This window comes from Olleya sp. YS (assembly GCF_029760915.1).
In the GTDB taxonomy this organism is placed as follows: domain Bacteria; phylum Bacteroidota; class Bacteroidia; order Flavobacteriales; family Flavobacteriaceae; genus Olleya.
This window is the reverse complement of the sequence record NZ_CP121685.1, coordinates 1,867,640-1,879,280: the sequence shown is the minus strand read 5'-3', so window position 1 is coordinate 1,879,280 and position 11,641 is coordinate 1,867,640. Positions and strand designations below refer to the sequence as shown.

The following is an 11,641-nucleotide window of genomic DNA, read 5'->3' as shown; positions in this document are numbered from 1 at the left end:
TATTTATTTTTTTGTGGTTTGAGGCTTAATAATAATAAAGTAATTAGTATTATCAATCTTATAAATACTTGATCCACTTGTAAAAAACCCTAAGTTATATTTAAGTGGATTAAATGTAGAACTATTAAACGTATCGTCTCTTTTAAGGTCAGGATTATAATTATTAAATAGCTTAACACTGGACAGTAATGTATATTTACTCTCATCTGTAACATTTGGTATTTCTCTAATTACAAGTCTATTTCTTAATAGGTGCTTAAAATCTTTAACTCGTTGCGCATTACTTAATACATATTCCTCTAACTTATCTTGATACACTTCTTTCAACATAGCTAACTCTTTAGCAGTCAATGGTGCATCAACATTTTTATCATAGTTAACTAATTGTGTTTGTAGCTTTCTTTTGGTTTGAGCAGTGCCTTGTTGTGTAAACATCACAAAACCGAATAATAGAGTAAATAATAGTTTAAGTCTCATGTCTTTTAGGTGAAATTAAGTGGGAAAATTAAGAAAATTTTAATAAAATAAGTGTTAATACGTCTATCTTATTGCTATTTTTTTTATTCCTATATATATAACAACTGTAATTAATATTTTCCTACCCTTATAGAAATTTTTTTATTGCTTATCTTTGCAAACTATTTTATACACCTATTTACAGACCGTATTTAAATGAAGATTGAAAATAATATAGAAGAAAACGATGCTATTGGCGAAAATCATATTAGCACCAATCACGATACTCCATTACGACTAGATGCTTTTAAGTTATCAGATTCTGACAAAATTGAAAGCATCAAAAAAGATGTCACAAACATCATGGAAACCTTGGGCTTAGATTTAACAGATGACAGCCTAAAAGGCACACCAAAACGTGTTGCTAAAATGTTTGTTAACGAAATATTTGGAGGCTTACATCCTGACAAAAAACCAAGTGCTTCAACCTTTGAAAACAAATATCAATATGGAGAAATGCTGGTAGAAAAAAACATTACTGTGTATTCTACATGCGAGCATCATTTGTTACCGATAGTAGGTAAAGCTCACGTGGCTTACATTTCAAACGGAACAGTAGTAGGTTTATCTAAAATGAATCGCATTGTAGATTATTTTGCAAAGCGACCACAGGTACAGGAACGTTTAACTATTCAAATTGTAAAAGAATTACAAGATGTGTTAGGCACAAAAGACGTTGCTTGCGTCATTGATGCTAAACACTTATGTGTTAATTCTAGAGGAATAAGAGACGTAGAAAGCAGTACAGTAACTTCAGAATTTGGTGGACAATTTAAAAAGAAAGCGACTAGACGCGAATTTTTAGATTACATCAAATTGGACACAAAATTTTAGTAATAACTAAATAACTAATGGAACTTTACAAACAACAACACATCAAAATATATAATTCGCTTAGTGGCGAAAAAGATGATTTTACACCAATTAATTCTGGTTATATAGGTATGTATGTTTGTGGGCCAACCGTTTACAGTAATGTCCATTTAGGAAACGTAAGGACATTTATGTCTTTTGATGTTATTTTTAGATACCTTAAACATTTAGGTTATAAAGTGCGATACGTTAGAAACATTACTGACGCAGGACACTTAGAAAATGATGCAGATGTTGGTGAAGATCGTATTGCTAAAAAAGCACGTCTTGAAGAAATCGAGCCAATGGAAGTCGTGCAACGCTATACAGTAGACTTTCATAATATATTAAACACCTTTAACTTTCTTCCTCCTAGTATAGAACCTACTGCTACAGGACATATTATTGAGCAGATAGAGCTTATTAAAACCATTATCGACAATGGTTTTGCTTACGAGGTTAATGGGTCTGTTTATTTTGATGTACACAAATACAATATAACTAATAATTACGGTATTTTAAGTAAACGTAAATTAGAAGATCTTATTCATAATACCAGAGAGCTTGATGGACAATCAGACAAGAAAAACCCTCAAGATTTTGCACTTTGGAAAAAAGCAGAACCAACACATATTATGCGTTGGCCATCACCATGGAGCGATGGTTTCCCTGGTTGGCATTTGGAATGTACAGCTATGAGCACCAAATATCTTGGTGAGCATTTTGACATTCATGGTGGCGGAATGGATTTAAAATTCCCACATCACGAGTGTGAGATTGCCCAAAACCAAGCAGCCAAAGGTAATACGCCAGTTAACTACTGGATGCATGCCAATATGCTAATTATGAATGGTAAAAAAATGGCAAAATCAACAGGTAATTTTATATTACCTTCAGAGATTTTTTCTGGTAATAATCCGCACATTACCAAAGCCTACACACCAAGTGTTGCAAGATTTTTTATGCTTCAAGCACATTACAGAAGTATTTTAGATTTTACAAATGATGGATTATTAGCAAGCGAAAAAGGCTATAACAGATTAATGGAAGCAGTGAGTCAGTTAGATGATTTAAAAACTGCTGACACCTCATCATTAAATATAGAAGCATGGCAACAAAAATGCTATGATGCGATGAATGATGACTTTAACACACCTATTTTAATCGCCAATTTATTTGAAGGTGTTAAATACATCAATCAAATTAAAGAAGGCACAGAAACTATCTCTGAAAAGGATTTAGACAGTTTTAAAAAATCCATCAATGCTTTTATTTTTGATATTTTAGGTCTAAAAAACGATAAATCGATAAGCTCATCTGGAACAGATAAACTTACTGGAGCAGTAGAGTTATTAATTAAACTACGTCAAGAAGCCAGAGCTAATAAAGACTTTGCCTTGTCGGATAAAATTAGAGACGAGCTTGCAGAAGCAGGTATTCAACTTAACGATGGTAAGGAAGGGACGACCTTTTCTACTAATTAAAACTAATTAAGTCCTTTTGTTTTAGAGAGGACTTTTTTATTATGAAAAAACTATTAATCGCACCATTCTTATTTTTAATAAAGGTTTATCAAACCCTTATCTCTCCATTTACTCCAGCAACCTGTAGATACCAACCAACATGCTCACATTACACCAAAGAAGCATTATTAAAACACGGATTATTAAAAGGTGGACGATTAAGCCTAAAACGTATTTTTAGTTGTCATCCATGGGGAGGAAGTGGTTTTGATCCTGTACCTTAAATAAATTCTAATAAATAAAGCATAAATGCTATATTTACAACTCCAAAAAACAAACTATGTACTTACTTAAATTCGATTGGAATCCATTAACAGGAATCGATATTGTTGGAAATTTCAAAATTCATTTTTATAGCTTAATGTGGATTGTTGCATTTGTCCTTGGACATGCTATTATGAAACGTATTTTTAAACGCGAAAACATCAAGTTAGAGTATTTAGACCCTTTATTTATTTACACCGTTTTAGCCACTATGTTAGGTGCAAGAATGGGTCATGTTATATTTTATCAACCCGAATTATTTACACAAGATCCATTAAGTGTTATTTTACCGTTTAAGTTTGCAGGTGGTTTTGAGTTTCAAGGATTTCAAGGATTAGCCAGTCATGGTGCAGCAATTGGGATAATTGCTGGTATGTATTTATACCGAAAAAAATACAATTACAAATCGTTAATGTGGATTTTAGATCGCATAGTTATACCTGTAGCTTCTGGTGCTGTGTTTATTAGAATTGGAAACTTTATTAATTCTGAAATTATTGGAAAAGTAACAGATAGCGACTATGGTGTACGTTTTATACAAAACTTTTATAACAAATATGAGATTGTAGAAAAAACAGGAATTAAAGATGTAAAAAAGGCTTATGCATCTATCACTGAAAATTCTAATATGTCTCAATTATTAGAAGCTGTACCTTACCGTCATCCTGCACAATTATACGAATCATTTAGTTATATTTTTGTGTTTTTAATTTTGTGGTTTGTGTATACTAAAACCGCAAAAAAAGATCAAACCGGATTTTTATTTGGGCTATTTTTAGTTCTTCTTTGGACAGTTAGATTTTTTGTAGAATATGTAAAAGAACCTCAAGGCGACGAATTTATAAACTGGTTTGGACTAAATACAGGACAATGGTTAAGTATCCCATTTATTTTAATAGGCTTGTATTTTATGTTTGTATTTAAACCAAAAACAAAAGTTAATTAAATGACACATTATATCAAATCTTCTCTACTTATTTTATGCGTTACGCTAGTTGTTAACTTGACGTCTTGTAAAGAAGAGAAAGTAATAGAGCCTATTAAAGTAGATTTTAAAAAAGAAGGTGAACTCACCCTTTTTAAAGGTACCACAGATACTATTATAAAAGTATTTAATATAGAAATTGCTAAAACAGATTACGACATCCAAACAGGATTAATGTATCGTGATAGCATGAAAGATAATCAAGGGATGTTGTTTGTGTTTAATGATGTTAGAGAGCGTTCGTTTTACATGAAAAATACACGTATCCCATTAGACCTTATCTTTTTTGACCATAACAAGCGTATTGTTAGTTTCCAAGAGAATGCTAAACCTATGGACGAAAGTAGTTTACCATCCAATACACCTGCACAATTTGTATTAGAAGTTAATGCAGGCACTGCACAAAAACTACTTCTTGATGTTGGTGATAAAATGGACTATTTTGAGTATAAGTTAGTGGAATAATTTATTTTAATCTATAAATATCAAGACCATTCAATTTGTTTACAACAATTTTAATGGTCTTTTTTTGAATCCAAATTAGTCTATCTGCTATGTTTTTTGCCCACAAAATAGCATAATCGACTTGCCTGCGTTAAGGATTGTAATAGAAATCCTTTTTGTGAGGCACGAGCAAAAAGATTGGAGTGAAAAGCCTGACGCACTTTTGCCTCTAAAAGCAAAAGTGGGTAACGCCCAAAACATTAAAACTAAATTAAAAAAAAGCCTTTCTAAATCAATAGAAAGGCTTTTTAATATAAGATTAGTTAAAGACTACTTGACTACTGTTTCGTCAATAACTTCTTCTTTCTTTTTTAATGCGTCTGCTGCATTTCCTTTTTTAACCGAATCGTACATGATTGGTGTTGCAATAAATAAAGATGAGTAGGTACCTACTATAACACCAATAATTAAGGCAAACATGAAGCCTCTAATAGACTCTCCACCAAAAATAAAGATGGCTAATAACACCACTAAGGTTGTTAAAGACGTATTTAACGTACGACTTAATGTACTACTTAATGAGCTATCAATGACTTTATTGAATGGCCAGTTGGTATGCTCGTTAAAAAATTCTCTAATTCTATCAAATACAACTACTGTATCATTCAGCGAGTAACCAATTACGGTTAGGATTGCTGCTATAAAAGCTTGGTCGATTTCCATAGAGAAAGGCATAAACTTGTAGGTAATAGAGAATACTCCTAATACAATGATAACATCGTGGAATACTGCTGCTACTGCACCTAAAGAGAATTGCCATCTTTTAAAACGGAATAAGATATATAAGAACACCACTACTAAAGATCCTAAAACTGCCCAGAATGACGCTTGCTTAATATCGTCTGCAATAGATGGACTTACTTTGTATTGATCCATAATACCAACTTGCTTGTTTTCTTTTGATAGATCTTTAAACTCTTCAAAAGAAACACCTTTAAGATAAGGCTGTAAAGCATCATACATCTTAGTTCTTATTTCTTCGTCAACCTCGTTTGCAGTTTCGTTAACTTTATATTTAGTAGAAATTTTTAAATTATTATCATCTCCAACAGTTTTTACTGTTGCACTACCAAATACGTCTGGTGATGCTAAAATACCTTCAATTTCTACTGCACTAACTGGTTCTGCAAAACGCACTTGTGTAGTACGTCCTCCAACAAAGTCAATACCTTGATCTAAACCATTAATTGTTAATGACGCTAAACTTGCAACTAAAGCAATACCTGACACAACATAAGCGACTTTACGTTTTGAAAGGAAAGCGATATTAATGTTTCTAAATAAGTTTTTAGTTAATCCTGTTGCAAAGTCTAATTTACCGCCTCTGTTTACATACCAATCTACTAATAATCTAGTAATAAAAATGGCTGTAAATAACGACGTACCAATACCTATTAATAATGTTGTTGCAAAACCTTTAATTGGTCCAGTACCAAAAATAAATAAGATTAATGCAGTTAAACCTGTTGTAATGTTAGCATCTAAAATAGATGATAAGGCATTACTAAATCCATCTTGAATAGCAGATTTCTGGTCTTTACCTTTAGTGAGCTCTTCTCTAATACGCTCAAAGATAAGTACGTTGGCATCCACAGACATACCAATAGTTAAGACAATACCTGCAATACCTGGAAGTGTTAATACTGCTCCAATACCTGACAGAATTCCAAAAATTAATAAGATGTTAAATAACATGGCAATATCAGCAAATAAACCTGCTTTACCATAGTAAAATACCATCCATAATAATACTAATGCTAATGCAATACCAAAAGACATAGTTCCACTATCTATAGCTTCTTGACCTAAAGATGGTCCAACCACACTACTTTGAATAATCTCTGCACTTGCAGGTAACTTACCAGCACGTAATACGTTAGCTAAATCTGTAGCTTCACTTAAGGTAAAACTTCCAGAAATCTCAGTGCTTCCTCCAGCAATTGGTCCTGATGTAGATGTTGGTGCAGAATATACAATATCATCTAAGACCACTGCAATTTGACTTTGGGTTTTAAAGGCATCACCTGTCATTTTTTCCCAAATCTTAGCACCTTTACTATCCATCTGCATACTTACAACCACTTTGTTTGCTTGGTTGTAAGATTGACGTGCATCTGTAACTACTGCTCCACTTAATGGTGGCTCATTATCTCTGTTTCCTTTTAAAACAAATAATTCTACTAACTCACTATCTTCAGTTGGCTTCCCAAATAAAAACTTAGTGTATTTTAATTCGCCAGGTAATAATGCTTTAACTTCTGGCATTGCTAAGTAGTTTGCTACTTGTTCTCTGTCAGATAGTTTAACCATTGCCAAAGTCGCTCCATATCCAGGAGTTACTAATAAATCACTTAATGGATTAACAACGTTTACAACTTCATTTTCTTCACCTGTTAATTCTGCAATAGCTTTTTCAGCTTCAGTCATTTCTTGCTCTTCAGTAGTCGCTTCTTCGTCTTCTGTGCTAGATTTTTCTTTGGCTTTTATAACGTCATTAGCTTGTGCTAAAAATGTTGTAAACTGTTCCGCTTTTAGACCTTCCCAGAATTCTAATTGTGCAGTTGTTGTAATTAACTCTGTTGCACGCTCTACATCTTTTACTCCTGGTAATTCTAATAATACTCGTCCAGAGTTACCTAAACGTTGGATATTTGGAGATGTTACCCCAAACTCATCAACACGTTTACGTAATACTTCAAAAGCAGAGACAATATAATCGTCCATTTTTGTTTCTAATACTGCTTTAGTATCGTCATCAGACATATTTAAATCAATCTCTCCAACCATAGAACGGTTTGCAAAGATATCTGGAGAGGCTAATTTAGTATCACCTTTAATCGCATCAAAAGCCACAAAGAAATCTTCTAAATAGGTGTTTTGGCTATTTTTTTGGATCTCGTCCGCATCATCTAATGCTTTTCTAAATTTTGGATTTTTACTTTGATTTGATAATCCAAGTAAGATATCCTTTACTGATATTTGAAGTATAGCTTCTAAACCTCCTTTAAGGTCAAGACCTAACTTCATTGAGTTTTGCTTAACTTCTCCGTAAGTGTTACCTAAAAATACCGTTTCTTTTGAAGTGGCTAACGAATCTAAATAGTTCGTTGCAAATTCGTTTACTTTAGCAGAACGGTCTTCTGCTGAGGCTTCAATTTTACTTTCTGCCAATTCAGCTGCATTGCTCTCAATCGCGTTATTTTTAAACGTGAATGATAATTGGTAAATACTTACCAATCCAAACAATACTGCAAATAATTTTACTAATCCTTTATTTTGCATGGTTTTATTTATTTAATGTCAAATTTTAATCGCGCAAATATATACTTTACACCAGTCTTTGACAATTATTTTAAGTTTTAAAAATGAATGGTTTATGTCTTCAACATTTAATTAAGTTGAAGATTTGTAAGGTGAACTGATTTTAAAATAAAATCTATTAAGCAGTAGGTCCTGCTCTAACTTCTGGGATATTAAAAGTGCCCTTATCAATACCAATAGAGATAGACGTATTTACTTTTTGGGCAACTTGTATAAGTTGTTGTAATGGATTTATGTTTTCAGCTATAGCTGAAAAAGTAACCGTTATTTGAGAGGCTCTGGTGTATTCTTGTTTGACCTCAACTATAAACTTTCCGTCAAAACCTATACCAGATTCAGTAGATGTATTAATCTCAAAGACATCAAATTTGTAGTTTTCTCTTTGAGGAACATCTGATTGTTTGTCTGTTACATAGACTAACTCTCCTCCATCTAAAATTGCATGTTTTACACTTTCGACATCAATGTCACTGTAATAGATGATTTTTAAAGTTCCGTTTTGATCAAGTACATGGATGTTTTCAATACCTAAGCTTTTAAGCTGAGTTTTTATAGTAGTAATAGCTTGCTCAGTTTGAGAAGCAGTAAATTGACTACTAGAACTATGTAAAACAATTTCTTGATTAGGTACAGTGATTTGTTGCTGACTAACAACAAAAAACGCGAGTGCAGCAATTATAATACCAAAGTACCTTGTAAACTTCATCCGCCAAATATAGAAAAATATAGTGTTTATTGCTAATGCTAAAGACAATCAAATATCGATTTAACAAAAAAGAGCAACTAAAATAGTTGCTCTTTTTTGTTTTTCTAGATGTTAATTATTACATCCCTTCCATTTTCTCATATCCTTCTGGAGGTGTCATACTAAATTTTTCATCTGCAACAGTCTCTTTTTTAACTTCTGTTACCTCATAAGTCATTGACATATCCATACCGCCTTGATTAACATTAATTGTCATTAACAACGGAAAACCTTTAAAATCTTCACCAAACTCAACCGTTTGTTGGTTTGCAGCAACTATATCTTCAGTCGTATAAATATCCATAGTCATAGTCACACCTTCTTGTGTCATTTCTACATTATACTCTTGACACTCATACCCTAAAATGGTTTTAGTCTCATCACCTTTAGACACATTAATCCCAGAAGTATCAGGAGAATCTTCAATATCTGTTAAAGTATACTTTTTGCCTAACATTGGATTATTCATCAAAGTCAACATTTGTTTTGCTTCAGTATCTATAATTGAAACAGATTCCCCAGACATAGGATTGTTAGTTTCTGACCTTGTTTTGTCATCTTTAAAATAGGTAGTAATAGCTATATCACCTATCATTTCAAACTGAGCTTTCATTTCCTCATTAGAACTTGACATCGTCATTTTTGATGACATTACGCCTTCAGTTAATTGGTCTTGAGCAACTACAGATATGCTAAAAGTTGCTAATAATAAGAATACTAATTTTTTCATTGTGTAAATTTTGTTACGTTAATTATTTGTTTTGTTGTGTTGTTCTATTAAAGACAAATACCTTGCCATAACAAACTTTACAACTTTATTTGCGATTATAATTCTAATAATCCATTAGTTTTAGAAACACCTTCTGCACTTTCTTTCATATGCGCTTTTTCGGCATCGCTAAGATCTATTTCTACTATTTTTTCGATACCATTACGACCTAAAATTACTGGTACACCAATACATAAATCGTTTAAACCATATTCTCCTTCTAATAACACAGAGCACGGAAACATTTTTTTCTGGTCACAAGCAATTGCTTGTACTAATCCGCTTACTGCAGCTCCTGGAGCATACCAAGCAGATGTCCCTAATAATTTAGTTAAGGTTGCACCTCCTACTTTAGTATCTTCTTTGACTTGATTTAATCGATCTTCAGATAAAAATTCTGATACTTTTACACTGTTTCTGGTCGCATGTGCAGTTAGTGGCACCATTCCTTTGTCTGAATGTCCTCCAATAACCATTCCGTCTACATCACTAATAGGTGCACCTAAAGCTTCTGCTAATCTGTATTTAAAACGAGCAGAGTCTAAAGCACCACCCATTCCAATAATTCTGTTTTTTGGTAAGCTTGTGGTTTTATGTACTAAATACGTCATAGTATCCATTGGATTACTTACCACGATTATAATAGTATTTGGAGAGTGTTGGATTAAGCTTGAAGATACTGATTTTACAATCCCAGCATTGATGCCAATTAACTCTTCACGAGTCATACCTGGCTTACGAGGTATACCTGATGTGATAACACAAATATCACTATTTGCAGTTTTTGTATAGTCGTTTGTTACACCTGTTATTTTGGTATCAAAACCGTTTAATGAAGCGGTTTGCATTAAGTCCATCGCTTTACCTTCTGCAAAACCTTCTTTAATGTCTAATAAAACCACTTCTGATGCAAAGTCTTTTATTGCTATATATTCTGCACAACTTGCTCCTACTGCTCCTGCTCCAACTACTGTTACTTTCATAATTTTATGTAATATTTTAAATGTTAATGATTTGTGTGTGATTAATTTTACAAAATTAACATTTTAAAATTACTTTTTATTAAGAAAACAATAAATCTAGAAGATGAAATTAATTCCTATAGATGCAGCATCAAATTCTGCAAAAGTATAAGAGGCGTTTAACCCAAAAAATCCTAATTTTAAATTTCCTCCAAATGTTGCTGTGACACCATTAGTTTCTGATTCTACAGAAAATGGATCAACGATTTCTTCTGAAAACAAAATACCATTAGACACTCTGTAGGTCCCTAGTAAATCTGTGGTTGATTTAGCACTTAAATATCCAAGTGAACCATAAACATTAAAAACCTTAAAATTAGTGCCAGCAATGACTTGAAACAATAAACTATTTAATTTTGTTTGCACTTGTTGGTCTTCTCCATCTATAATTTCTGTATTTGTAAAGTCATAATTACCATCTAAATGTGTATATGCAATTAATCCAGAAATAGCTAACGGAAACTTACTTTCCTCTGGTAACCAAGCTGTAAATTCTTGTTGTAGTCCAACACCGTATAAGCCAATTTTCGCATCCTCGGTTTCAACTTTAGGAAAAAATCTAGCTTTTAATTGGGTACCTTTAAACACAGAAAAACTTCCTTGTAAAAAAGCGGTAGGTATTAAATTGACATTTGCTGCTCCAATTCCGGTAGGTAAGGTTAACTCGACTTCTTGATTTCCAAAAATAGGGTCATCATAAGTTACAATAATAGTAATATCTGGATCATTATGTCCTAAAGCAGTTGCTACCGATTTTGAGGGTGCATTGTCTGGAAACCTAATGTTTTCGTAATCTGATACATTTAATGTAAAAGATTTGCTTTCGTCTTTAATAAACGTTGCATTACCAATAATTGATAATTCAAAACCATATTTTTTTGATGTTTTTGCATTATTAAACCAACCAGCACTAACACCATACGCCAAACCATCTGTTGCAGGTAATAAATAATCTGTAGAGAATTTTTTAGCATCACTGACACCTGCAGCTAATAGATCGTTTAAGTTTTCTTGAGCAGTTAAAGTAAGACTACAAATAAATCCTAAACTTAGTAATATACATTTTTTCATTTTTTTTGTTTTGTTGTTTATATATTAACGAAAAAACACTCTTAAAAGTTTTATTTAAGAGTGTTTTTT

General features: G+C 32.4%; 11 protein-coding genes. 5 read left to right on the top strand and 6 right to left on the bottom strand.

From position 1 onward, the window contains the following. Positions 1-3: 3 nt before the first annotated feature. Complete coding sequence (locus Ollyesu_RS08595; RefSeq protein WP_279300815.1) at positions 4-477, bottom strand: hypothetical protein; 474 nt, start codon at positions 475-477, stop codon at positions 4-6. Positions 478-672: 195 nt separating this feature from the next. Between Ollyesu_RS08595 and folE the strand changes: the two genes are divergently transcribed. Genes folE through Ollyesu_RS08570 form a run of 5 tightly spaced genes read left to right on the top strand, consistent with a single transcriptional unit; the run spans position 673 to position 4,605 of the window. Next, the gene (gene folE, locus Ollyesu_RS08590) at positions 673-1,350 is read left to right on the top strand and encodes a GTP cyclohydrolase I FolE (protein ID WP_279300814.1); all 678 of its coding nucleotides are present in this window, start codon (positions 673-675) and stop codon (positions 1,348-1,350) included. A gap of 17 nt (positions 1,351-1,367) precedes the next feature. Continuing rightward, positions 1,368-2,852, top strand: coding sequence for a cysteine--tRNA ligase (gene cysS / locus Ollyesu_RS08585; RefSeq protein WP_279300813.1), 1,485 nt, complete (start codon positions 1,368-1,370; stop codon positions 2,850-2,852). Between the two features lie 41 nt (positions 2,853-2,893). After that, a complete protein-coding gene (gene yidD, locus Ollyesu_RS08580; protein ID WP_279300812.1) occupies positions 2,894-3,115 on the top strand; it encodes a membrane protein insertion efficiency factor YidD in 222 nt (73 codons plus the stop codon). A gap of 56 nt (positions 3,116-3,171) precedes the next feature. Continuing rightward, positions 3,172-4,101, top strand: a complete 930-nt coding sequence (gene lgt / locus Ollyesu_RS08575) for a prolipoprotein diacylglyceryl transferase (protein ID WP_279300811.1) — start codon at positions 3,172-3,174, stop codon at positions 4,099-4,101. After that, entirely contained in the window at positions 4,102-4,605 is a 504-nt protein-coding gene (locus Ollyesu_RS08570) for a DUF192 domain-containing protein (protein ID WP_279300810.1), read from the top strand. A 309-nt stretch (positions 4,606-4,914) separates the two neighbouring features. Here Ollyesu_RS08570 and secDF read toward each other — a convergent pair whose 3' ends face one another. The 5 genes from secDF to Ollyesu_RS08545 all read right to left on the bottom strand — a co-directional run bounded on the left by secDF (position 4,915) and on the right by Ollyesu_RS08545 (position 11,572). After that, a complete protein-coding gene (gene secDF / locus Ollyesu_RS08565) occupies positions 4,915-7,926 on the bottom strand; it encodes a protein translocase subunit SecDF (RefSeq protein WP_279300809.1) in 3,012 nt (1,003 codons plus the stop codon). A gap of 157 nt (positions 7,927-8,083) precedes the next feature. Then, the gene (locus tag Ollyesu_RS08560; RefSeq protein WP_279300808.1) at positions 8,084-8,671 is read right to left on the bottom strand and encodes a hypothetical protein; all 588 of its coding nucleotides are present in this window, start codon (positions 8,669-8,671) and stop codon (positions 8,084-8,086) included. A 118-nt stretch (positions 8,672-8,789) separates the two neighbouring features. After that, positions 8,790-9,440 (bottom strand): hypothetical protein, encoded by a 651-nt coding sequence (locus tag Ollyesu_RS08555; protein ID WP_279300807.1) that lies wholly within the window; start codon positions 9,438-9,440, stop codon positions 8,790-8,792. Between the two features lie 95 nt (positions 9,441-9,535). Further along, positions 9,536-10,462, bottom strand: a complete 927-nt coding sequence (mdh, locus tag Ollyesu_RS08550; RefSeq protein WP_279300806.1) for a malate dehydrogenase — start codon at positions 10,460-10,462, stop codon at positions 9,536-9,538. Positions 10,463-10,558: 96 nt separating this feature from the next. Continuing rightward, a complete protein-coding gene (locus Ollyesu_RS08545) occupies positions 10,559-11,572 on the bottom strand; it encodes a DUF6588 family protein (RefSeq protein ID WP_279300805.1) in 1,014 nt (337 codons plus the stop codon). Positions 11,573-11,641: the final 69 nt, after the last annotated feature.

What these genes read in the sequence shown, in the direction of transcription:
- mdh (WP_279300806.1), bottom strand. Translation starts at nt 10,462, where the DNA reads ATGAAAGTAACAGTAGTTGGAGCAGGAGCAGTAGGAGCAAGTTGTGCA.
- Ollyesu_RS08570 (WP_279300810.1), top strand. Translation starts at nt 4,102, where the DNA reads ATGACACATTATATCAAATCTTCTCTACTTATTTTATGCGTTACGCTA.
- Ollyesu_RS08560 (WP_279300808.1), bottom strand. Translation starts at nt 8,671, where the DNA reads ATGAAGTTTACAAGGTACTTTGGTATTATAATTGCTGCACTCGCGTTT.
- Ollyesu_RS08595 (WP_279300815.1), bottom strand. Translation starts at nt 477, where the DNA reads ATGAGACTTAAACTATTATTTACTCTATTATTCGGTTTTGTGATGTTT.
- lgt (WP_279300811.1), top strand. Translation starts at nt 3,172, where the DNA reads ATGTACTTACTTAAATTCGATTGGAATCCATTAACAGGAATCGATATT.
- folE (WP_279300814.1), top strand. Translation starts at nt 673, where the DNA reads ATGAAGATTGAAAATAATATAGAAGAAAACGATGCTATTGGCGAAAAT.
- secDF (WP_279300809.1), bottom strand. Translation starts at nt 7,926, where the DNA reads ATGCAAAATAAAGGATTAGTAAAATTATTTGCAGTATTGTTTGGATTG.
- yidD (WP_279300812.1), top strand. Translation starts at nt 2,894, where the DNA reads ATGAAAAAACTATTAATCGCACCATTCTTATTTTTAATAAAGGTTTAT.
- Ollyesu_RS08555 (WP_279300807.1), bottom strand. Translation starts at nt 9,440, where the DNA reads ATGAAAAAATTAGTATTCTTATTATTAGCAACTTTTAGCATATCTGTA.
- cysS (WP_279300813.1), top strand. Translation starts at nt 1,368, where the DNA reads ATGGAACTTTACAAACAACAACACATCAAAATATATAATTCGCTTAGT.
- Ollyesu_RS08545 (WP_279300805.1), bottom strand. Translation starts at nt 11,572, where the DNA reads ATGAAAAAATGTATATTACTAAGTTTAGGATTTATTTGTAGTCTTACT.